This is a genomic window from uncultured Parasphingopyxis sp., assembly GCF_937129435.1.
Classification (GTDB): domain Bacteria; phylum Pseudomonadota; class Alphaproteobacteria; order Sphingomonadales; family Sphingomonadaceae; genus Parasphingopyxis.
On record NZ_CAKZNF010000033.1, the window covers coordinates 1 to 20,735 of the forward strand.

The 20,735-nt window shown below is 64.9% G+C and carries 22 protein-coding genes; 4 read left to right on the top strand and 18 right to left on the bottom strand.

Annotated features, from left to right (window positions below; all coding sequences use genetic code 11):
* Together Q0139_RS06095 and Q0139_RS06100 are read left to right on the top strand one after the other, a co-directional pair.
* Nucleotides 1-1,051 (top strand): acyl-CoA dehydrogenase C-terminal domain-containing protein (locus tag Q0139_RS06095; protein WP_298019008.1); only part of this gene is annotated, 1,051 nt, incomplete at its 5' end.
* Between the two features lie 38 nt (nucleotides 1,052-1,089).
* Entirely contained in the window at nucleotides 1,090-1,809 is a 720-nt protein-coding gene (locus Q0139_RS06100) for a hypothetical protein (protein WP_298019012.1), read from the top strand.
* Here Q0139_RS06100 and Q0139_RS06105 read toward each other — a convergent pair.
* The 3 genes from Q0139_RS06105 to Q0139_RS06115 are packed head-to-tail and all read right to left on the bottom strand — an operon-like array spanning nucleotide 1,806 to nucleotide 4,774.
* A complete protein-coding gene (locus Q0139_RS06105) occupies nucleotides 1,806-2,546 on the bottom strand; it encodes an NRDE family protein (protein WP_298019015.1) in 741 nt (246 codons plus the stop codon). The genes Q0139_RS06100 and Q0139_RS06105 overlap by 4 nt on opposite strands.
* 18 nt (nucleotides 2,547-2,564) lie before the next feature.
* The gene (gene cysK, locus Q0139_RS06110) at nucleotides 2,565-3,485 is read right to left on the bottom strand and encodes a cysteine synthase A (RefSeq protein WP_298019018.1); all 921 of its coding nucleotides are present in this window, start codon (nucleotides 3,483-3,485) and stop codon (nucleotides 2,565-2,567) included.
* Nucleotides 3,482-4,774, bottom strand: coding sequence for an MFS transporter (locus Q0139_RS06115; protein WP_298019021.1), 1,293 nt, complete (start codon nucleotides 4,772-4,774; stop codon nucleotides 3,482-3,484). Before Q0139_RS06115 ends, cysK begins: the two co-directional genes overlap by 4 nt.
* A gap of 145 nt (nucleotides 4,775-4,919) precedes the next feature.
* Here Q0139_RS06115 and Q0139_RS06120 point away from each other — a divergent pair, with 145 nt between their 5' ends.
* On the top strand, nucleotides 4,920-5,537 hold the full coding sequence (locus Q0139_RS06120; protein ID WP_298019024.1) for a hypothetical protein: 618 nt from the start codon (nucleotides 4,920-4,922) through the stop codon (nucleotides 5,535-5,537).
* Here Q0139_RS06120 and Q0139_RS06125 read toward each other — a convergent pair.
* From Q0139_RS06125 to Q0139_RS06145, 5 genes are all read right to left on the bottom strand, one after another.
* Nucleotides 5,534-5,905 (bottom strand): DUF4180 domain-containing protein, encoded by a 372-nt coding sequence (locus tag Q0139_RS06125; protein WP_298019026.1) that lies wholly within the window; start codon nucleotides 5,903-5,905, stop codon nucleotides 5,534-5,536. The two genes, Q0139_RS06120 and Q0139_RS06125, sit on opposite strands and share 4 nt — an antisense overlap.
* Complete coding sequence (locus Q0139_RS06130) at nucleotides 5,902-8,187, bottom strand: ATP-dependent helicase (RefSeq protein WP_298019029.1); 2,286 nt, start codon at nucleotides 8,185-8,187, stop codon at nucleotides 5,902-5,904. Before Q0139_RS06130 ends, Q0139_RS06125 begins: the two co-directional genes overlap by 4 nt.
* A gap of 71 nt (nucleotides 8,188-8,258) precedes the next feature.
* Entirely contained in the window at nucleotides 8,259-8,435 is a 177-nt protein-coding gene (locus tag Q0139_RS06135) for a hypothetical protein (protein ID WP_298019032.1), read from the bottom strand.
* Nucleotides 8,436-8,531: 96 nt separating this feature from the next.
* Complete coding sequence (gene rsmD / locus Q0139_RS06140) at nucleotides 8,532-9,068, bottom strand: 16S rRNA (guanine(966)-N(2))-methyltransferase RsmD (RefSeq protein ID WP_298019035.1); 537 nt, start codon at nucleotides 9,066-9,068, stop codon at nucleotides 8,532-8,534.
* A complete protein-coding gene (locus tag Q0139_RS06145; RefSeq protein WP_298019038.1) occupies nucleotides 9,065-9,826 on the bottom strand; it encodes a pseudouridine synthase in 762 nt (253 codons plus the stop codon). Before Q0139_RS06145 ends, rsmD begins: the two co-directional genes overlap by 4 nt.
* Before the next feature lie 93 nt (nucleotides 9,827-9,919).
* Between Q0139_RS06145 and Q0139_RS06150 the strand changes: the two genes are divergently transcribed.
* Nucleotides 9,920-11,635 (top strand): MFS transporter, encoded by a 1,716-nt coding sequence (locus Q0139_RS06150; RefSeq protein WP_298019042.1) that lies wholly within the window; start codon nucleotides 9,920-9,922, stop codon nucleotides 11,633-11,635.
* Here the strand turns inward: Q0139_RS06150 and Q0139_RS06155 are convergent.
* The 10 genes from Q0139_RS06155 to Q0139_RS06200 form a co-directional block, all read right to left on the bottom strand.
* A complete protein-coding gene (locus Q0139_RS06155) occupies nucleotides 11,632-12,045 on the bottom strand; it encodes a DUF6628 family protein (protein ID WP_298019044.1) in 414 nt (137 codons plus the stop codon). The genes Q0139_RS06150 and Q0139_RS06155 overlap by 4 nt on opposite strands.
* 58 nt (nucleotides 12,046-12,103) lie before the next feature.
* Nucleotides 12,104-13,417: a folylpolyglutamate synthase/dihydrofolate synthase family protein gene (locus tag Q0139_RS06160; RefSeq protein WP_298019047.1), complete on the bottom strand. Its 1,314-nt coding sequence runs from the start codon at nucleotides 13,415-13,417 to the stop codon at nucleotides 12,104-12,106.
* Nucleotides 13,418-14,272, bottom strand: coding sequence for an acetyl-CoA carboxylase, carboxyltransferase subunit beta (accD, locus tag Q0139_RS06165; protein WP_298019050.1), 855 nt, complete (start codon nucleotides 14,270-14,272; stop codon nucleotides 13,418-13,420).
* On the bottom strand, nucleotides 14,272-15,060 hold the full coding sequence (gene trpA / locus Q0139_RS06170) for a tryptophan synthase subunit alpha (protein ID WP_298019053.1): 789 nt from the start codon (nucleotides 15,058-15,060) through the stop codon (nucleotides 14,272-14,274). Before trpA ends, accD begins: the two co-directional genes overlap by 1 nt.
* Nucleotides 15,057-15,371, bottom strand: a complete 315-nt coding sequence (locus tag Q0139_RS06175) for a hypothetical protein (protein WP_298019056.1) — start codon at nucleotides 15,369-15,371, stop codon at nucleotides 15,057-15,059. Before Q0139_RS06175 ends, trpA begins: the two co-directional genes overlap by 4 nt.
* Nucleotides 15,368-16,597 carry a tryptophan synthase subunit beta gene (gene trpB, locus Q0139_RS06180; protein WP_298019059.1) on the bottom strand — a complete coding sequence of 410 codons (1,230 nt, stop codon included), beginning with the start codon at nucleotides 16,595-16,597 and terminating at the stop codon, nucleotides 15,368-15,370. The genes Q0139_RS06175 and trpB overlap by 4 nt, the downstream gene beginning before the upstream one ends.
* A complete protein-coding gene (locus Q0139_RS06185; RefSeq protein ID WP_298019062.1) occupies nucleotides 16,594-17,241 on the bottom strand; it encodes a phosphoribosylanthranilate isomerase in 648 nt (215 codons plus the stop codon). Before Q0139_RS06185 ends, trpB begins: the two co-directional genes overlap by 4 nt.
* Nucleotides 17,242-17,337: 96 nt before the next feature.
* On the bottom strand, nucleotides 17,338-18,012 hold the full coding sequence (gene pyrF, locus Q0139_RS06190) for an orotidine-5'-phosphate decarboxylase (protein WP_298019065.1): 675 nt from the start codon (nucleotides 18,010-18,012) through the stop codon (nucleotides 17,338-17,340).
* On the bottom strand, nucleotides 18,009-18,359 hold the full coding sequence (locus tag Q0139_RS06195) for a lipopolysaccharide assembly protein LapA domain-containing protein (protein WP_298019068.1): 351 nt from the start codon (nucleotides 18,357-18,359) through the stop codon (nucleotides 18,009-18,011). Before Q0139_RS06195 ends, pyrF begins: the two co-directional genes overlap by 4 nt.
* Nucleotides 18,360-18,426: 67 nt before the next feature.
* Nucleotides 18,427-20,727, bottom strand: a complete 2,301-nt coding sequence (locus Q0139_RS06200) for a patatin-like protein (RefSeq protein WP_298019071.1) — start codon at nucleotides 20,725-20,727, stop codon at nucleotides 18,427-18,429.
* Between the last annotated feature and the right edge of the window lie 8 nt (nucleotides 20,728-20,735).

Sequence of the window (20,735 nt, forward strand, 5' to 3'; positions counted from 1 at the left end):
CGGCTCGATCGAAGAGAAGATGGGCATTCACGGCAACTCGACCTGCGTCATGAATTATGACGGCGCTACGGGATGGATGGTCGGCGAGGAAAATAAGGGCCTGGCCGCCATGTTCATAATGATGAACGCGGCGCGCCTCGGCGTGGGTCTGCAGGGACTTGGCGTCGGCGAAGTGGCCTTCCAGAACGCGGTGCAATATGCGCAGGACCGGCGGCAGGGCAGGGCGCTCACCGGCCCAGCCGACCCGGAAGAAAAGGCCGATACGCTGTTCGTCCATCCCGATGTCCGCCGCATGCTGATGGAGGCCAAGGCGTTCCTCGAGGCGAGCCGCGCGCTCTGTATCTGGGGCGGACTGCAGGTTGATCTGTCGCACAAGGCGCAGACCGAGGAGGAGCGGCAGGAAGCCGACGATCTCATCTCGCTGCTGACACCGGTTATCAAGGGCTATGTCACCGATCTCGGCTATCGCATCGCGACCCAGTCGCAGCAGGTCTATGGCGGGCATGGCTATATCCGCGAATGGGGTATGGAGCAGTATGTCCGCGATGCCCGGATCGCGATGATTTACGAAGGCACCAACGGCGTGCAGGCGATGGACCTTGTCGGTCGCAAGCTCGCCAAGGACGGTGGCCGCGCGATCCAGGCGTTTCTTGCGATGGTCGCCGAGGAAGTCTCCGAAGTGCACGAGAACGAGGCGGTCAATGCCGTCGAGAGCGCGCTCGAAAAAGCCAATGGCGAACTGCGCGGCGCGACGATGTGGCTGATGCAGAACGCCTTTGCCAATCTCAACAATGCCGGTGCCGCCGCCTATAATTACATGGAACTGATGGGCATCGTAACGCTGGGCCTGATGTGGTTGCGCATGGCCAAGGCCAGCGCCAAGGCGATTGCCGATGGCAACGGCGACAAGGCGTTCCACGAAGCCAAGCTCGTCACCGCGCGCTTTTATGCGGCGAAGATCATGCCCGATGCGGCGGGCCTGCGCGCCAAGATCGAGGGTGGATCGGACAGCCTGATGGCGCTGGAGCCGGAGATGTTCGTCGCGGCGTGATGCTGGACGCGGCGGGCCGCAAACCGTAAATCGGGGCCATGTCGCGTAGAACCCAGATCATTTTCGGCTTGTTGGGCATCATCCTCGTTGCCGGCATCGCCTATGTCGCTTCGATGCAGATGGGGCTCGGCGATATCGCGGGCGATGCACCGGCGGCCGACAGCGAGGACAGCGATACCGATCTTGCCGACATGACGCCGGGCGAACGGCTTTGCTCACTGCAGACCACGGTCGACGATATCCGGCGGAGGATTTTCGAGCGCGCCCGCGCGACCACCGATGGCGACGCGGCCGCGATCAGCCGGCTCGAAACCGGCACGATCGCACGGATCGACGAGCCGCGGCTGATCGACTATGACGACGGCCTCGAGCGTGCCGAGTGCGAGGGACGCCTGATCCTCGAACTGCCGCGCGGCACCGAACCGGCATTCAACTATAATCGCCGCCTGACCGCCAATCTCACCTATGTCGCCGAGCCGGGTATCAACGGGCAGGGGCGCGCCGCGCGCATGTCCGGCGCGGACGGGCTGATCGACCGGCTGGCCGGCGCCGATCTCGCCGGCCGGCGCGACGAGCCGGATTTCGATGGCTTCGACGAGTTCGAGGACGAGGAGGGCTCTGGCGAAAAGCCGGAAGACCTGCTTCCCGAACCCGGCTTCGACACGCCGAATCGTCCCGCACGTCCGCCGCGCGACAGCGGCGAGGAACCGGAAGACATCCTGCCCCCGGCGATGCAGGAAGACGGCGAGAGGCCCTAGGCCGCGCCTCGCCAGGAAAAGGCAAGCGTCGTTTCGCCAGTTGCATCGCCCTGCGCGTCGTACCGCCGCTCGACGATCCGTCCTTCGCCGTCCCGATCCACGAGCACGACGGTGCTGCACCGCGTCCCATAGTTGGGGTTGAGGATGAAGATCGGGCTTTCGATGGCGCGTTCGGGCGGCACTTGCGGGGCATCCTCGGCGCGCACGGCGTCGAGGAGCGGCTGCGGCTCCGCGTCACCGGTGTTCAGCCACTGTTCGAGCAACGCCTTGATCCGCTTCGTCTTCGGCCAGCCTTCATCGAGCACACCGTTGGAGAGGCCGTAGAGACCGGGGGACAATGTCCGTTGCTCCGCTTTGGGCCGGTTGCTCAGAAAGCGCGCCTCCTCCGGCGTCGCGACGATCAGGCTGAACGGGTTGAAGTCGTCGAGATCTTCCAGAGCAGGCCGCTCATAGCGCCCGTCGCCCGCCAGCCAGTCCGCCACCAGCGCGCCGCGCGACGCCTTGTCGGATGCGGGGCCTGCCGGATTGCGGCGGTTGGTGACGACGGCGAGCCGGCCATGGCCGGATACGCCGAGCCAGCTGCCGCCCGATTCGAGGTCACGCCCCGCGATGACACCCGGCCGGTCTTCCCACCGCGCCAGCGGTGCCGCGGCACGCGCGTGCAGCTCGTCCCGGTTGCCGATCAGGGCCAGCTTCCAGCGTGGATGCGTATCCCATGCGAAGGCGAGCACGCACATGCTTTGGGTGCCGCCGCGCTATTCCGTCGGCAGGAAGTCCGGCACCGAGAGGTAGCGCTCGCCGGTGTCGTAGTTGAAGCCCAGGATACGCTTGCCGTCGCCGACCTCGGCGATCTTTTGCTTGATTGCCTGCAGCGTCGCGCCCGAGCTGATGCCGACGAGCATGCCTTCCTCCTTCGCCGCGCGGCGGGCCATCTCCTTGGCCTCCTCCGGGTCGACTTGGATCGCGCCGTCAATCGCCTGGGTGTGGAGGTTTTCGGGGATGAAGCCGGCGCCGATGCCCTGGATCGGGTGCGGGCCGGGCTGTCCGCCCGAAATGACGGGCGATCCGACGGGTTCGACCGCGAAGACCTGCAAGCCGGGCCAGCGGCGTTTCAGCACCTCGGCGGTGCCGGTGATGTGGCCGCCCGTGCCGACGCCGGTGACGATGATGTCGATGGGATCGTCCTTGAAATCGCGGAAGATCTCCTTCGCCGTCGTCTCGCGATGGACTTTCACATTTGCCGGGTTCTCAAATTGCTGCGGCATCCAGGCATTGTCGTCCTGTGCGACGAGTTCCTGCGCGCGCTCGATCGCGCCCTTCATGCCGCCTTCCTTGGGCGTCAGATCGAACTTGGCGCCATAGGACAGCATCAGCCGCCGCCGCTCGACCGACATGCTTTCGGGCATGACGAGGATCAGTTCATAGCCTTTCACCGCCGCGACCATGGCGAGGCCGATGCCGGTATTGCCTGATGTCGGCTCGATGATCTTGCCGCCGGGCTTGAGAGCGCCGGACTGTTCCGCGTCCTCGACCATCGACAGCGCGATCCGATCCTTGATCGATCCGCCCGGATTGGCGCGTTCCGACTTGATCCACACTTCGGCGTCGCCGAACAGTCGCTGCATCCGGATATGCGGCGTGTTTCCTACGGTTTCGAGGATCGTCTCGGCTCTCATGTCAGCTTCTCCTGCAAAGTTTGTTCGGGCATTTCTTCATCCAACGTTTCGGGCGGGTCGAAGGTCCGCGTGTGTCGCAGCACCGGAAACCATTTCGCCCATAGCAGAACCGTCGCGATTGCGCCCGCGCCTCCCGATACGACCGCTGCGACCGGCCCGATGAGGAAAGCGAGCGTACCGGAAAAGAAATCGCCGAACTCGTTCGATGCGGATATTGTCAGCAGCGAGACCGAGGATACGCGGCCGCGCTTGTCGTCTGGCGTGTGCAGCTGGATCAGCGACTGGCGGATATAGACGCTGAACATGTCGGCGGATCCCACGACAACGAGCGCGGCGAGCGACAGCGGCATCCATGTCGAGAATCCGAAGACGATCGTCGCGATCCCGAACACCGCGACGGCGATCAGCATCAGCGGGCCGACATTGTACTTGAGCGGCCTGAACGAGAACCACAGCGCCGTCAGCGCCGCACCTACCGCGGGTGCGGCGGCAAGCTGGCTGAGCCCCGTTGCGCCGACATGCAGGACATCGCGCGCATAGACGGGGAAGAGCGCGGTCGCCCCGGCGAGGAACACGGCGAACAGATCGAGCGTGATCGAGCCCAGCACCATCTTGTTCCTGACGACATAGCGCAGGCCATCGACAACCTGCCCTATCGGGCGTTCCGCCCCGGCGATCGGCGTGCGGGGGACATGGCCGATCAGGCTGAGCGCGATCAGCGATATGCCGAGCAGTCCGGCTGTTGCGGCATAGGGCAAAGCAGGGGCGACGACATAGAGATAGCCGCCGATCGCCGGGCCGACGATCATCCCCGCCTGCCAGGCGATCGAGGAGAGCGCGATGGCGTTGGGCAGCACCGGCTTGGGCACGAGGTTGGGTGCGAGTGCGGAGAGCGCCGGCCCGGCAAAGGCGCGCGCCAAGCCAAGCGCGACGGCGACGCCGAACAGCACCGGCAGGCTCATTGTGCCCTGCCACGTCACATAGCCGAGAACGAGCGCACACAATGCCTGCAGCGCCACCGTCAGCCGCGCAACATTGCGCCGATTGAGCCTGTCTGCCGCCAACCCTGAAAAGGGCGTCAGCAGGAACAGCGGCACGAACTGCAACAGTCCGATGATCGCCAGCTGTCCCGACGCCGCGGCAACGCCCATCCCGCCGTCTCGCGCAATATTGTAGGTCTGCCAGCCGATGATGAGCATCATCGCATATTGGCCGAGCGTCATCGCCAGCCGCGACACCCAATAGGCGCGGAAATTGGCGATCCGAAAAGGGTGGGGATGATCGGCCATCCGGGGTGGAATGAAGCGCCGCCGGGCGATGCGCAAGCCAAAGGCGCTTGGCGGCGGCAAAGCGCTGCTTTCGGCTCCGAATCGCTCGTTGCCTGTCGTTCAGGCGGCGGGCATTATCACCGGGGCTCATTTGGGAGGTTCAACGATGGCGAAATGGATGGTGCCGCTTATTGCGGCGACGGCACTGGCGGCTTGCACACAGGAAGGCGGAAGCGACACCGCAGCGGCAGAAGAGGCCACCGCCGAGGCACCTGCCGAGAGCGGTGAGGCCGCAAGCGCCGAGCCGGTACTGACCGCCGAAGGTTATGGTCCGCTGCGCATCGGAATGACGCTCGAGGAGGTCAACGCTGCTATGGGCCCCGACGACGACCCCGATGCCATTGGCGGGCCCGAACCCGAAATGTGCGACCAGTTCCATCCCGAAAACGCGCCCGAAGGCATGATCGTGATGATCGAGCAGGGCGTGCTGACCAGCATTTCGCTCGGCGAAGGATCGCCGGTCGAGACGTCCGAAGGGCTGTCGGTCGGCGATGCCGCATCGGCCGTCCGCGCAGCCTATGGCGACCGCATCCGCCAGATGCCCCACACCTATGTCGACCCGCCCGGCGAATATCTGACCGTCTGGATGACGGGCGAGACCGACGAACCCTATACCGACAATCCCGACGCCCGCGGCATCCGCTACGAAATCGGCATGGACGGCAATGTCGAGATCATCCACGCTGGTGGCCCGAGCATCCAATATGTCGAGGGGTGCCTCTAGCCTTCGGCTTCCAGTTTCGCGGACAATTCGCTGCGGTCTGCGACGAACCAGGGCGAGCGGCCCTTGTTAACCTCTCGGACCCAATCGGTGAGCGCACCGCTTCGGTTGAGGTGATCCGATATGTCGCCAAGGAACGCGAGGCGCCATCCATAGGTCTGCAGCTTCTCGACAAACAATCCCGCCATGCGCGTTGATAGATCGAGAAAGCCGGGATCAAGCCGTGCCGTTGGAATGGCGATCATTTGCGCATCGGTGCCGGCGGCCTCAGAGATGAGGTCTGTGGCATCGCGTTCGGACCCAATCGCCGAACCGTCAGAGTCGAGGATATAAACCGAATGTCCGGCAATATGCTGAGCCGACCCGGTCATGCCACCTCCACAAAACTGTCGAGCACCCGCTTCGACCCGGCCTTTTCGAAATCGATCTCGAGCTTGTTGCCCTCGATCTCCTTCACCTCGCCATAGCCGAATTTCTGGTGGAAGACGCGCTGGCCGACGCTGACGTCGCTGCGCGGCTTGGCGGCGAAGCTTGCGGCGCTGCCTTTCGCCTCCATCACTTTGCGGTTCTGCGGCAGCGTGCCGGCGGCGGTCGCGCGTTGCCAGCCGGGGCCGCGGCTTTTCGCGCGGCCGACATTGGCGAAGGGATCGTCGCGTTCGGACCAGTTGGCGCGCCACAGGCTCGCGCCGCCGGTCATCGTCGTTTCGGTATCGACATGATCCTCGGGCAGTTCCTCGATGAAGCGCGAGGGGATGGAGCTCGTCCACTGGCCGTAGATGCGCCGGTTCGCCGCGTGCATGATGTGGCAGAGCCGCCGTGCGCGCGTGATCGCGACATAGGCGAGGCGACGTTCCTCCTCGAGGCTCTTCACACCGCCCTCATCGAGTGAGCGCTGCGAGGGGAAAACGCCTTCCTCCCACCCGGCGAGGAACACCGTGTCGAACTCCAGGCCCTTGGCGGCGTGGATGGTCATGATCGTGACCTTTTCGCTTTCCGCATCCGCGTCGTTGTCCATGACGAGGCTGACATGTTCGAGGAAGCTTTCCAGCGTCTCGAATTCTTCCATCGCCCGCACGAGCTCGGTCAGGTTTTCGAGCCGCCCCGCCGCCTCGGCCGAGCGGTCGTTCTGCCACATCGCGGTATAGCCCGATTCATCGAGGATCTGCCGCGTCAGCTCGGGATGGGGCAGGTTGTTGGCCATGTCGCGCCAGCGCGCGAAATCGCCGACCAGATTGCCGAGCGATTTGCGCGCCTGCGGCGTCAACTCGTCGGTGTCGAGGATGCGCGCGGCGGCGAGGCTCAAAGGAATGCCCTCGGCCCGCGCAAAGCTGTGGATCGTGCCGACCGCCTTGTCGCCCAGCCCGCGCTTGGGAACGTTGACGATGCGTTCGAAGGCGAGGTCGTCGGCCGGTTGCATCACAACCCGCAGATAGGCGAGCGCATCGCGGATTTCGGCGCGCTCGTAGAAACGGAAGCCGCCGACGATGCGATAGGGCAGGCCGATCTGGATGAACCGGTCCTCGAACTCGCGCGTCTGGAACTGCGCGCGCACGAGGATCGCGACGTCATCCAACGAGCCGCCCCGCGCCTGGTGCGCCTCGATCTCCTCGCCGATCCGCCGCGCCTCTTCGGGGCCGTCCCACACGCCAATGACCTTGATCTTCTCGCCATCGCCAGCCTCGGTCCACAGCTCTTTGCCAAGCCGCCCGGCATTCTGCCCGATCACACCGCCCGCCGCCGACAGGATATGCTGGGTCGAGCGGTAATTCTGCTCGAGCCGGACAATCTTGGCGCCCGGAAAATCCTTCTCGAATTTGAGGATATTGGCGACCTCGGCCCCGCGCCAGCTATAGATCGACTGGTCGTCGTCGCCGACGACGCAGATATTCTTGTGGCTCTGCGCCAGCAGCCGCAGCCAGAGATACTGCGCGCTGTTCGTGTCCTGATATTCGTCGACGAGGATGTAGCGGAAGCGACGCTGATAATCCTCAAGCACGTCGCGATGCGATTTGAGGATCACCAGCGGGTGCAGCAGCAGATCTCCGAAATCGCAGGCGTTGAGCGACTTCAGACGCTCTTGGTACGCGGCGTAGAGCTGCTGGCCCTTGCCATTGGCATAATGCTCGCTCTCGTCCGCGGTCACATCGGCGGGCATCCAGCCGGTATTCTTCCAGCGGTCGATCAGCCCGGCGAGCTGCCGCGCGGGCCAGCGTTTCTCATCGATTTCCGAGGCCTGGATCAGCTGCTTCAGCAGCCGCAATTGGTCGTCGGTGTCGAGGATCGTGAAATTCGATTGCAGCCCGGCGAGCTCGGCATGCCGCCGCAGCATTTTCGCGCCGATCGCGTGAAAGGTGCCAAGCCACGGCATCCCTTCGATATCCTGGTCGAGCGCGCGGGCGACGCGCTCCTTCATCTCGCGCGCGGCCTTGTTGGTGAAAGTGACGGCGAGGATCTGCGACGGCCAGGCCTTGCCCGACCAGATCAGGTGCGCGAGCCGCGCGGTGAGGCACGCCGTCTTGCCCGTCCCGGCGCCGGCCAGAACGAGCAGCGGGCCCTCGGTCGCCAGCACGGCCTCCTTCTGCGGCGCGTTGAGCGAGCGCAGATAGGGCGGTTCCGGGGCAGTGTCGGCGGATTGGGAAGCGGGCTGGGTCACCCGTGAACAGTTAGGGAACGCGAAGGGGCGGGGCAAGCGCCGCTCCGCCGGTCTGTGATCAAGTCGCAGCGCTAGGCGGCGAAGCGCGCCGGGATTCCGCGGGCGAAGAGCCTGCGCGCCTGTTCGCGCCAGTAATTCTTGCCATAGCCCGGATAATCGCGGAGCTCGGTCCACTCGACACCGGCCGTCGCGGCGAGCATTCGCGCGATCGCTTCGTTGTCCAGCAATAGATCCTGTCGGTAACTCATCGTTCTTCTCCTGGAGCGGGCCAACCTTGGTCTGCTCCCGGAGATCGTTCTACGCGCCGTGCCGATTCGCCGCTGTGACCATAGCCACAGCTTTGCTCATTCGGGCCGAAGCAAGCTGATCTGCGCCTTACCGACCGGCCGGACGGCGTCGGTGGCGAAGCCGACGGCATCGAGCGGCTCGCCACGCGCTGTCTCGACGGCGATCCAGCTCGACGGCGCGAGCCAATCCCGGTCGCGCAACACGGCAAGCGCCTGATCGGCAAGTCCCTTGCCATAGGGCGGGTCCATCAGGACCAGGTCGAACGGCGAGGGCGCCGGTGCTAGCGCGACGGCCGACTGCGGTCTGACCGTCGCCGGGGCGTCGAAGGTCGCGATATTGGCCTTGAGCGCCGCGAGGCTATCGCGGTCATTCTCGACAAAGGTGCAATGCGCCGCGCCGCGCGACAAGGCTTCGAGGCCGAGCGCGCCGCTTCCGGCGAACAGATCGGCGACTCGCAGCCCCTCGAAGCTGCCGAGCCGGCTCGCCAGCATCGCGAACAGCGTTTCGCGCACGCGGTCGGCGGTGGGGCGCGTATTGCGGCCCTCGGGCGCGCGCAGCCGCCGCCCCCGCCATTCGCCGGCGATGATCCTCATTTCAGCGTTTTGCGGAACGCCACGAGATCGTGCTGCCGCACCTCGTCCACCGCGCCTGTCTCCAGATCGCCGAGTCCGAAGGGACCATAGGCCGTGCGGATCAGCCGGTTTACCTTGAGCCCCAGATGTTCGAGCACGCGGCGGACTTCACGGTTCTTGCCTTCGGTCAGCTTCATCTCGATCCACTGGTTGCGTCCGGTCCGGCGTTCGAGGTTGGCATCGATCGAACCGTAGCGGACGCCTTCGACGGTGACGCCCTCGATCAGCTCCTCGAGCTGGTCCTGGCTGACCTCGCCGAAAGCACGCGCGCGATAGACGCGTTCGACGCCGTTCTTCGGCAATTCGAGCTGGCGTTTCAGCCCTCCGTCATTGGTCAGCAACAGCAGGCCCTCGGTGTTCATGTCGAGCCGCCCGACGGGCATCAGCCGCGGCAGGCCCTTGGGCAGGCGGTCATAGATGGTTGGCCGCCCCTTCGGATCGCGCTCGGTCGTCAGCAGGCCCGATGGCTTGTGGAAGCGGTAGAGCTTCGCCGGCACCGGCTGCTTCACCGGCTCACCGTCCACCGTCACGCCGTGCAGCGTCGGCACGAGCGTAGCCGGCGTTTCGAGCACCTTGCCGTCAATCGCGACGCGCCCCGCCTCGATCATCCGCTCCACCTCGCGGCGCGACGCGACGCCGGCGCGGGCAAGCAATTTGGCGATCCGCTGCGGCTCGCGTTGAGATTTGCGGGCGCCGCCATGTTTCGATGTGTTTGTCATAACGCCGCCATAGCGCGCCTGTTCATAGCCGGTCTATCCAAGCCGCTCTATTCCGCTTAACCAGCCACGTTGCGTAGTGCAGGGGAGCGATACATGGCGGAAGGCGACACCGATGCGTTGAAGACGGGGACGTGGCGCGACGTGTTGCCCGCCGGCCTTCGGCCCTACACGATGCCAGCGCCGCTCGCCGCGCTGTTCCTCGGCATTTCCTCAGGCTTCCCCTTCGCGATGATCGGCGCGACGCTCACGACGCGGCTGGCGCAGAACGGCATCGACAAATCCGCCGTCACGGCCTTTGCGCTGACCTTTCTTTCCTACAATCTCAAATGGGCCTGGGCGCCGATCATCGACAAGGTGAAGATCCCGATTCTCGGGCGGATCGGCCAGCGGCGATCCTGGCTGATCGTCATCGGCCTCGCCGTGATGGGCGCGGTGACGTTGCTCGGCAATATCGATCCCGATAGTTCGCTCGAATATGTGGCGCTCGCGGCGATCCTCGTCGGGATGATGGGCGCGACGTTCGATATCGTCATCGACGGATACCGGATCGAATTGCTCGAACCGCATGAACTCGGCATCGGCTCGGGGATGAGCCAATATGGCTGGCGGATCGGCGCGGCGGTGGCGGGGGCCCTGGCGCTGGTCGTGGCCGCGCGATACGGCTGGGGCTGGGCCTATATCGCTTGTGCATCGCTGGCGCTGCCTGCCGTGTTGACGGGGCTCGTGATGGGCGAGCCGACGCGTAAGGTGACGCGCGAATGGCCGCGTTTCATGACGCGCACGCCCTACGCCATCTTCATTCTCAGCTTCCCGGTCGCCTATGGGCTGGCGGTCCTGCTCGACCGGTGGCTCGAAGTCGAAATACTGAGCCTCATGGTCATCGTCGGCTATGTCTTTCCGTTCTTCGATCTGACCGCGCGGCGTGCGCGCGATATCGGCTGGTCGGGCCATATCAACTGGGCGCTGCTGCCTTCGCTCGTTGCGCTATTGGCGGTGCTGATCGCCGGCTGGGGGGCGGTAACCGGCTGGCTCGGCGGGGCTGCTGTTCTGATCTATCCGCTTCTCGCCATCGGCGCGGCACTGACCGCATGGCTTTGCATCACCCCGACACGAACCGCCGGGACGACCGAATCGAAAGTCGTCGGCCCGCTGGTCGAATTCTTCAGCCGCGAAGGAGCAATGATCGTTCTGATCTTCGTGCTGCTGCACAAGATCGGGGACACGCTCGCCAATCTCACCTTCCGCCTGTTGTTCGAGGATCTCGGCTACACCAATGACGAGATTGCGATCTACGATGTCGGTCTCGGCTTCTGGGCGCTGCTCGCCGGTGTGTTCGTCGGTGGTGTGCTCTATGCGCGGATGGGCATGAAGAACTCCGTGCTTTTGAGCCTGGTTCTGATGGCCGTTTCCAATTTCAGCTTCGCCGGGCTTGCCGCGGTCGGTCATAGCAATTGGGGCATGGCCGCCGCGATCGGGTTCGAAAATTTCGCCAGCGGCATCGGCGGTGTCTGTGTCGTCGCCTATCTCTCGGCGCTGTGTAATCTTAAATTCACGGCGACCCATTTCGCTTTGCTCTCCGCCGCGGCGAGCATCCTCGGGCGTTTCCTGACGGGCACGACGGCGGGGACGCTGATCGAAGATATGGGCTATGTGAATTTCTACCTGCTGACGACGCTGCTCGCCTTTCCGGGCGTTTTCCTGTTCTGGTGGATGATGCGGAGCGGCCTGGTAGACCGGTCGATCGGATCGGCGGGCGAGGTGGCAAGCGAGCCCCCGGCCGAAGAGGACAGGGAAGCGGCAGCGCCCTAGAGCCGTACAGGCCGTCCCATCGCCGCCAGCGCATCTGCCAGCGTGCGGGTCGCGACAACGGGACGCAGGCAATCCGCGCTGCTCGTCAGTTCGAGCAGCGGTTCGGCGGATCGATCGGAATCTGCGATGGCGAGCAGCATCAACCGCTCGTGCGGCGTCATGCGCGGGACGCAGCAGGGTGCGATCACGACATTCCCTTGGGCGGCGAGGGCGATATCGGTCAGCATCGCCCGCAGCAGCGTGCCGACTTTCTGCGCGCCGAGCCCGAACTGGCCGAGCAGCAGGTTCGCCGCCACCGCGTCGCGCAAACCATGAATGGCCATACGGCGCATCGCGATGAGGAGAGTTCGGCTATCCGCGCAATTCGGCAGCGGATGGGGCAACAACGTCTGGCTGGTCGGATCGGTCATGACAGGCTCCTTGAATGACGGAGCCATGATTAACGCTATTGCGAGGCGTTCGCAATAATTAGTTTGGCGGTTGTTCGTTCGCGCGCAACACTTCGCCTGCCAGATAAAGCGAACCGGCGATCAGCACGCTGATTTTGCCGGGCTTTCCGTTGGCGGCGATGTCCGACAGCGCCTGTTCGACGCAATCGGCGGTCGAGGCAGTGAACCCCATATTCCGGGCCAATTGCGCCATGGTTTCGGGATCATGCGACTGGTGGTTGGGAACGTCAACAAAGCGCGCCGAACGGATATGCGGGGCGAGAGGGCCGAGCAGTCCCTCGGGATCCTTGTTGGCGAGCAGGCCCATGACGAGATAGATTCGCTCGCCGGCGGGAAGGGCCGCGGCGATGGCTTCGCCGGCGAGCGGATTGTGGCCGCCGTCGAGGATAAGCTCCGCATCGGCGGGCAGCAGGTCGCGCAGCGGCCCCGGCTGGAGCCGTTGCAGCCGCGCCGGCCATTCCGCCCATTCCATCGCGGCGCGCAGTGCGCTTTCGGGCAGCGCCAGTTTCTGCTGATACCGCAGCATGGCGATAGCGAGGAGTGCATTGTCGATCTGGTGCGGGCCGGGCAGGCGGGGAAGGGGGAGCCGCAGCTTGCCCTCATGGTCGCGATAGTGGAGTTGCCCGTCATAGGTGGTGCCGTCCCAGTCGGTGCCGCGTACGATCGCCTCGGCACCGCGCTGCTTGACGGTGCGGGCAATCGCTTCGGTCACTTCCTCGCCGTAACGCTGCGTGACGATCTCGACACCCGGCTTGGCGATACCGGCCTTTTCGGAGGCGATCCGGTTGATATCGGCGGAGAGGAACGCTTCGTGATCGACGCCGAGGCTGGCGATACCGCAAATGGCCGGGCGCGGCACGACATTGGTCGCATCCAGCCGTCCGCCGAGGCCGACCTCAAGGATCGTGGCATCGGCCGCATTGCGTGAGAATGCGAGGAACGCCGCAGCCGTCGTGACCTCGAAAAAGCTGGCGGAAAGATCGTCCGAAACGTCGAGCACTTCCTTGAGCAACGCGGCCAGCTCGGTATCGTCGATCAATTGTCCGGCGACGCGGATCCGTTCGTTGAAGCGGACGAGATGCGGGCTCGTATAGACATGCGCCTTCAGCCCCGCCGCCTCGATGGCCGCGCGCAGAAAGGCGCAGACCGATCCTTTTCCGTTCGTCCCCGCGACATGGAAGACGGGCGGTAGTGATCGTTCGGGATGGCCGAGCCGCGCGCACAGTTCCGCGATGCGCTCGAGCCCCAATATGTCGGCGCCCGGGGAACGCTGCGCCAGCCGGTCCAGCTGTTTCTGGACGGCCGGGTCGTCCGAACGGGCCCCGTCAGCCAATCAGGCGGCTTCCTTCTTCGGCAGCAGATAACCGATCACGCGCCCCAGCGTATCGCGCAGGTCCGCGCGCGCGGCGATCATGTCGATCGTGCCATGGTCGAGCAGATATTCCGCCGTCTGGAAATTGTCGGGCAGCTTCTCGCGGATCGTGTTTTCGATCACGCGCCGGCCGGTAAAGGCGAGCAGGGCCTTGGGCTCGGCGATCTGGATGTCGCCGAGCATGGCGTAGCTTGCCATCACGCCGCCCGACGTCGGGTCGGTCAGCACGACGATATAGGGCAGCCCGGCTTCGTGCAGCTCCTGCACCGCGACCGTCATCTTCGGCATCTGCATCAGCGAAAGCGCGCCTTCCTGCATCCGCGCGCCCCCGCTCGCGGTGAACACGATATGAGGGCAATTGTTGGCGATCGCCGCGCGCGCTCCGCGCACGAACGCTTCGCCGACGGCAAGCCCCATCGATCCGCCCATAAAGGCGAAATCCTGGACGCCAATAACGGCGTCATTGCCGTGGATCGTGCCCTTGGCGTTGACCAGTGCGTCGCTCTCGCCGGTCTCGGTGCGCGCCGCCTTGAGCCGGTCGGTATATTTCTTCTGGTCGCGGAATTTGAGCGGGTCTTCCTTTACGGTCGGCGCGGGGAGCAATTCCCAGCTCCCTTCGTCGAACACGTGGAGGAAACGCTTTACCGGGCCGATCCGTCCGTGATGCCCGCATTCGGGACAGACGGACAGGTTGGCCTCATATTCCTTGGTGTAGACCATCTGCTGGCAATCACTGCATTTGTGCCAGAGCGTGTCCTCGGTCGACCGCTTCGAGATGAAGGGAATCCGGTTGCGGACCTTGTTGAACCAACTCATCACATATCCTTTCGTGCCGCCCCTATAGCGGCTGAAAGCGAGGCGACATAGTCGCGCACATGATCGGGGGCGTCGTTGCCGTGCTCGCCTACGATCTCGACAATGGCGGAACCGACAACGACGCCGTCGGCGACGCGGGCGATGGCGGCGGCCTGTTCGGGCGTGCGCACGCCGAAGCCGACGGCGACGGGAAGGCCGGTTGTGGCCTTGAGCCGTTTCACCGCCGCCTCGATGCTGTCCTGCGCCCCCTGTTGCTTGCCCGTGATCCCGGCGACCGAGACATAATAGAGGAAACCGCCCGCACCCTCGAGCACGGCGGGGAGTCGCGCCGCATCGGTCGTCGGCGTGGCGAGGCGGATGACGGCGACGCCCGCCTCGCGCAATGCCGGGCCGAGCGCCTCATCCTCTTCGGCCGGAATATCGACGCAGATCACGCCGTCGACGCCCGCTTCAGCGCATTGCCCGGCAAACCAGTTCGCCCCGCGCCGCACCATCGGATTGGCATAGCCCATCAGGACGAGCGGGACGTCGGGGTGGCGCTCGCGAAACGCCTTGGCGATGGCGAAGATATCCGCCGTCGTCGTGCCCTTGCCGAGCGCGCGAAGATTGGCCTCCTGGATCGAGGGTCCGTCCGCCATCGGATCAGTGAAGGGCATGCCGAGTTCGATCACATCCGCGCCGCCCTCGACCAGCGCATCGAGATTCGCCGCCGTGTCGCCATCGCCTGCTGTGATGAAGGCGACGAGGGCGGGGTGATCGGGGGAAAAGGTGGCAGCGAAGCGATTCATGCGACGGCCATTACCTTATAGGGACCCAATTCATCTGGTGCATACGTCTCGCTCCAGGGACCGGGTTCATGACCACTCACTCCGACGAAAATCTGGTTGCTCCGTCGTGGATGAACACTGACGTCGATAATTTTGAAGAACCTGTCGTCAGCCAAGAATAGGCGCGAAATTGCAGTTTGAACATCGAGATTATGTCGGCCTTCAAGGTGCAGTTCGACCTCGTCTGCAAAGAGCGATTCGTCTAGGCCAGCGGCCGTTATTGCGTTTGAAATCGCACGTGTGAAAAGCTCGCCGAACTGCTTGCGCTTCACATCTCTACTCCCAGCGCATCCGCCACGGTGAAGATGTCCTTGTCTCCCCGGCCGCACAGATTCATCAGTATGATCTCATCGCGCCCGCGCTCCATCGCTTCGGCGACGGTGACGGCGAGCGCATGGCTCGGTTCGAGCGCGGGGATGATGCCTTCGGCCTTGCACAGCAGCTGGAAGGCGTCGAGCGCGGCGTCGTCGGTGACGCTGCGATAATCGACGCGGCCGATATCCTTGAGCCAGGCATGTTCGGGTCCGATGCCGGGATAATCGAGGCCCGCGCTGATCGAATGCGCCTCGGCGATCTGGCCGTCCTCGTCCTGCAAGAGATAGGTCTTGTTGCCGTGAAGCACGCCCGGCGATCCGCCGGCAAGGCTGGCGGCGTGGCGCTTCTCCAGCCCTTCGCCTGCCGCCTCGACGCCGATCATTTCGACGATCTTGTCGTCGAGGAACGGGTGGAACAGCCCGATGGCGTTCGATCCGCCGCCGATCGCGGCGACGAGCACGTCGGGTAGCCGCCCGGTCCGCGCCATCATCTGCGCGCGCGCTTCGGTGCCGATCACGCTCTGAAAATCGCGGACGAGTTCGGGATAGGGGTGCGGGCCTGCCGCCGTTCCGATGATGTAGAAGGTGTCCTCGACATTGGCGACCCAGTCGCGCAGTGCCTCGTTCATCGCGTCCTTGAGCGTGTTTGCGCCGCTCGTGACGGGCACAACCTCGGCGCCGAGCAGCTTCATGCGGAAGACGTTCGGCTTCTGCCGCTCGACATCCTTGGCGCCCATATAGATCACGCAGGGCAGGCCGAAGCGCGCCGCTACGGTTGCCGTCGCGACACCGTGCTGGCCCGCGCCGGTTTCGGCGATGATCCGTGTCTTGCCCATGCGGATGGCGAGCAGGATCTGGCCGATGCAATTGTTGATCTTGTGCGCGCCCGTATGGTTGAGCTCGTCGCGCTTGAACCAGATCTGCGCGCCTTTTCCCTCGGGCGCATCGCGGCGCAGCAGCTCGGTCAGCCGCTCGGCATAATAGAGCGGCGAGGGGCGGCCGACATAATGTTCGAGCAGGTCGTCGAACTCCGCCTTGAAATCGGGATCGACCTCTGCCGCGCGATATTCCTTCTCCAGCGCGAGGATCAGCGGCATCAGCGTCTCGGCGACGTAACGGCCGCCGAAATCGCCGAAATGCCCGCGCTCATCAGGCTGGTTGCGATAGGAGTTGGGCGTGTTCATACCGCGCGCTTCACCGCCGCGCAAAAGGCCGCGATCTTGTCGGGATCCTTGACACCCGGCTCGCTTTCCACGCCTGAGGATACATCGACCAGCGGGGCGCCCGTCGTCCTGATCGCCTCGCCGATATTTTCGGCGCTGAGGCCGCCGGACAGGCCCCACTCGGCCTTGTGGTTGTAGCGGTCGAGCAGGCTCCAGTCGAAGGCGATGCCCATGCCGCCGGGAAGACGCGAGGCCTTGGGCGTGCGCGCGTCGTAAATGAGCCGGTCGGCGATCCCGGCATAGCGTTTCGCATTTTCGAGGTCCGAGGCGGCAGAGACGGGTACCGCCTTCCAGATTCGCACCTGGTGCCGCGCCTTCAATTCCTTGACGCGCTCGGGCTTCTCGCTGCCGTGGAGCTGGATCACGTCGAGCCGTCCGCCCATGACCGCACGCTCGAGCAGCGCATCGTCGGGATCGACGAAGACGCCGACGCGCTTCACGCCGTCCGGCACGGCCTTTGCGAGCTTCATCGAATCGCGCGGCGCCACGTAACGCGGGCTGTCCTCGAAATAGACGAAACCGACATGGCTCGCGCCATTCTCGGCGGCGGCGGCGATGGCTTCGGCGGATGTGACGCCGCAGATCTTGATCAGTGCTTCGGACATTTCGCCTGACTTAGCGTGCGTTGGAGCGAACGGAAGGGGAAAGGGGGAATATTTCGCGGGCGGCTCCAAGAACGCCACATCATCGAAGACGCAGCGCTACAAGGTCGCTTCGATAGCCCGTGCCGCATTGTCCGGTTCGTCGGCCTGGGTGATCGGACGGCCGATGACGAGGATCGACGCACCTGCGTGGAGCGCGTCGGCGGGTGTGACGGTACGCTTCTGGTCGGCGGCATGGCCGTTGGCGGGGCGCACGCCGGGGACGACGAAGAAACCGTCGGGCCAGAGCTTCTTGGCCGCCTTCACCTCCTTGCCCGAGCAGACGACACCGTCGAGGCCCGCCTCGCGGGAGAGTTCCGTCATCCGCATGACATGATCGTGCGCCGCACCGGAAATGCCGGTATCGGCAAGATCCTGATCGTCGAGGCTCGTCAGCATCGTCACGCCGACGACCTTTGTATCGATCGGCGCCGCCGCCTTGGCGTCTTCCATCATCGCGCGGCCGCCGCCTGCGTGAACGGTCAGCACGGCCGGTTCGATGGGGCGAAGCGCCTGCACCGCCTTGGCGACGGTGTTGGGGATGTCATGCAATTTGAGGTCGAGGAAGATCGGCATATCGAGATCGGCCATTTCCTTCACGCCCTGCTGGCCATGGGCGGCGAAGAATTCGAGGCCGAGCTTGATTCCGCCGACATGGTTGCGGACGGCGGTGGCGATCGCCTTGGCGCGTTCGAGGTCGGGCGTGTCGAGCGCGACGAAGATCGGGCTCCTCATGTCTGGGGCTCCGGCGGCGCGGGCTGGTCGAGCGTCAGTTCCGCGGACTTTTCGCGCTTGGCCTTGGTGGCCGGTTCGGGCGTGCGGAATTGTTTCAGGCCGCGCGCGTCGGCAAGTTCGCGCTCCACCGTCTCCAGCCGGCGCGTCAGCCGCCAGGTCCTGGTGCGGTAATAGATCATCGCCGGGACGAAGCCGACAAGGAAGACAAACAGCAGCAGCACCGGCAGCTTCACATCGGCCTGCAATCCGCCCCATAGGTTGAGCGTCACCGGCAGCCAGTTGTTGAGCGAAAAGATGACGACCACCGCGGAGAGAACGATCCAGAACAGGGTCTTGAGGAAATTCATTGCGATCCCGTATTTTGTGTCGCGCCGATATTAGTGACGGGCGCGCCCCTTGGCTAGCGCGCGTTTCTCAGCCGATCTCGCTTTCCAGCGTGTCGAACAGCGCGCCGATATGGGTCAGCCGATCGCGTTCTTCATCCAGTATGCGGCGAAAAATCCGTGTTTTCAGCGTGCTGACCCTGCCCGGCGGCAGCGATTTCCCCTCGGGGATCGCGGAGATCACGATGTCGACAAAGCGTTCGGCGCCGTGCAGCCGGCCCCAGAGATAATCATTCTCGCGATAGGCGCGGCTGAAAAATGCACCGAAACTGTTGAACTCGATGCCGCGAAGGCAGGCTTCGGCGCCGCCTTCCCGGATCGATGGCGCGTCTTCGGGCGCGATGCGATCGACCTTGACCGGATCGAATTCGTCTAGCCCTTCGCCCTGCAACAGCGGCAGGGTCGCGATGTCGTAAAAGGGGAAGCCGAGATAGGCGAGGATCAGCGTGCGCCGCGGCGCCTTGGGCAGTGCGGAGAAGGCGCGGACGAGCGCCGCTTCGGCCGTCTCGTCGGCCTGTTTCAACCGCCGCGCCCCGGCCAGAGCGGCAAGCGCCGCCGCCGGATCGTCCGGCGCGCCGATCGCGGCCTCGCGAGCAGCCTTTCCATAATAGTCGCGCCTCTGGCGTTCGAGATGGTCGCCCAGCGTCTCGACGATCGCATCGTGAGCGGCGTCGTAACCGTCCTGCCCGAGCGGTTCGCTCTCCTCGATCTGGCCGATTCGCCGCAGCAGGAAGCGCAGCCGGCGGATTCGAAACTGAAGGTCGTGCGTCCGGAAGAAGGCGATCGCGGCCTCGCTGGCATGGCCCCCACCCAGTGCGTCGGGCCCTTCCAACTCGAGCGTGCGGACATGCGCCCACAGGGCCGATCGCAGGCGCCGCTCGTCCGGCGCTTCGTCACCTGCAATCATCGTGAGCGTCGCGACGATGTCCTCGACGATTCCGGACAGTTTGAGATGGCCGTAGGAGGCGAAGGCATAGCCGGCCTGCGCAGCCGCTTCGTTCTGCGCCTTTTGCCGCCATGCCGACAGCCGCGCCTCGGTCGGCCGATTGAGGAAGAGCGTACGGCCGAACACCCGGTCGATCGAGGCTTCGACTTCGGGGCGGATGGCTTCGATAATGCGCTGCATTCGACGGATCCGCCGTGATCGCCCCTCGATCGCCTCGAGATTGTCGGCAATCGGCTGTTCGCGCGGAATATCGGACAGCGCGCCGAAAATCGTGCGGAAGAAGCCTGGCGCCTCGTCGCCCGAACCCATGCCGATACTGCGCATGCCGGGCTTGGGATCGATATAGACGAAACGCCGATCGACCTCGCGACGGGCCGGGCGGCTCTTGAGCGCGTCTATGGCGGGGCCGAAGGGCGCGTTGGCGAGCACCGACCCGTCGATCAGCGCCATCCGGTCGATCGTTCCGGCGGCGTGCTGCCGCGGAAAGGCGCGGGCGAGAAAGGATTCGCGCTCGGGCCAGGCGGTGTCCCGCTCGGCGAGGGCTTCGTCGAGCTCCGCGACCGTGAAGGGGGGGAAGGCGCCGGGGAAGCTTGCCGTGGCACGGGCGGCGAAGGTGAGGGCGGGGATACCGCCGAGAATGCGCGGCGACCGGCCCGCATCGCGAAAGCCGAGCGTGATGCGGTGCTCGGTCTCGGTGATTTCGGGTGGGCTGTTCAGGCGCAATTGCTGCGGATAGCCGTGAAAATCGGTGACGGTGACGAACAGGTCGAGCGGCTGGCCCTCGGGCAGCAGCGGCGGCGACGCCTTGGTCGCCTCGATCGCCTCGAAGGCGTCGAGCAGCAGGTGATCGAACCCGACCCCTCCAAAGGGCGGCTGGAACCATTTGGCGCGGACGAAGCGCGATAGCTTGCCGCTGACCTCGTCCTGCGTGTCGGGATCGACCGTCGTTTCCACCATGCCGCCACGCCGCCGCGCCGCCATCCAGGCAATCGGCGTCGCCCAGAATTTGGTAAACCGCCCGATCGGGCGCTTATCGGGCGCGAGAAGCATGTCGACATCGGCCTTTTCGAGCCACAAGTCCGTCAGCGGTTCGAGCGACTTGCCGCTAGCGATGGCATGGGCGAGATAGATGCCGTTGATGCCGCCCGCGCTGGCCCCGGCGACGATATCGATCAGCACGCGCAGCTTGACGCCGCATTCTTCCTCGATCGCCTCGAGCAATTCGCGGTAGATGCCCTGTGAGGACGCCGCGGGTTCGCTATGATCGTGAAAGCCGCGGCTCGCGCGGGCCAGCCGCCAAGCCTCCTTGGTGATCCCGTGCATGTAGACGGCAAGGCTGATGCCGCCATAGCAGATCAGGGCCAGCCGTAGCTCTTTCTCGCGCATCGGGGCGA

What these genes read in the sequence shown, in the direction of transcription:
- Q0139_RS06100 (WP_298019012.1), top strand. Translation starts at nt 1,090, where the DNA reads ATGTCGCGTAGAACCCAGATCATTTTCGGCTTGTTGGGCATCATCCTC.
- Q0139_RS06105 (WP_298019015.1), bottom strand. Translation starts at nt 2,546, where the DNA reads ATGTGCGTGCTCGCCTTCGCATGGGATACGCATCCACGCTGGAAGCTG.
- cysK (WP_298019018.1), bottom strand. Translation starts at nt 3,485, where the DNA reads ATGAGAGCCGAGACGATCCTCGAAACCGTAGGAAACACGCCGCATATC.
- Q0139_RS06115 (WP_298019021.1), bottom strand. Translation starts at nt 4,774, where the DNA reads ATGGCCGATCATCCCCACCCTTTTCGGATCGCCAATTTCCGCGCCTAT.
- Q0139_RS06120 (WP_298019024.1), top strand. Translation starts at nt 4,920, where the DNA reads ATGGCGAAATGGATGGTGCCGCTTATTGCGGCGACGGCACTGGCGGCT.
- Q0139_RS06125 (WP_298019026.1), bottom strand. Translation starts at nt 5,905, where the DNA reads ATGACCGGGTCGGCTCAGCATATTGCCGGACATTCGGTTTATATCCTC.
- Q0139_RS06135 (WP_298019032.1), bottom strand. Translation starts at nt 8,435, where the DNA reads ATGAGTTACCGACAGGATCTATTGCTGGACAACGAAGCGATCGCGCGA.
- rsmD (WP_298019035.1), bottom strand. Translation starts at nt 9,068, where the DNA reads ATGAGGATCATCGCCGGCGAATGGCGGGGGCGGCGGCTGCGCGCGCCC.
- Q0139_RS06145 (WP_298019038.1), bottom strand. Translation starts at nt 9,826, where the DNA reads ATGACAAACACATCGAAACATGGCGGCGCCCGCAAATCTCAACGCGAG.
- Q0139_RS06150 (WP_298019042.1), top strand. Translation starts at nt 9,920, where the DNA reads ATGGCGGAAGGCGACACCGATGCGTTGAAGACGGGGACGTGGCGCGAC.
- Q0139_RS06155 (WP_298019044.1), bottom strand. Translation starts at nt 12,045, where the DNA reads ATGACCGATCCGACCAGCCAGACGTTGTTGCCCCATCCGCTGCCGAAT.
- accD (WP_298019050.1), bottom strand. Translation starts at nt 14,272, where the DNA reads ATGAGTTGGTTCAACAAGGTCCGCAACCGGATTCCCTTCATCTCGAAG.
- trpA (WP_298019053.1), bottom strand. Translation starts at nt 15,060, where the DNA reads ATGAATCGCTTCGCTGCCACCTTTTCCCCCGATCACCCCGCCCTCGTC.
- trpB (WP_298019059.1), bottom strand. Translation starts at nt 16,597, where the DNA reads ATGAACACGCCCAACTCCTATCGCAACCAGCCTGATGAGCGCGGGCAT.
- Q0139_RS06185 (WP_298019062.1), bottom strand. Translation starts at nt 17,241, where the DNA reads ATGTCCGAAGCACTGATCAAGATCTGCGGCGTCACATCCGCCGAAGCC.
- pyrF (WP_298019065.1), bottom strand. Translation starts at nt 18,012, where the DNA reads ATGAGGAGCCCGATCTTCGTCGCGCTCGACACGCCCGACCTCGAACGC.
- Q0139_RS06195 (WP_298019068.1), bottom strand. Translation starts at nt 18,359, where the DNA reads ATGAATTTCCTCAAGACCCTGTTCTGGATCGTTCTCTCCGCGGTGGTC.
- Q0139_RS06200 (WP_298019071.1), bottom strand. Translation starts at nt 20,727, where the DNA reads ATGCGCGAGAAAGAGCTACGGCTGGCCCTGATCTGCTATGGCGGCATC.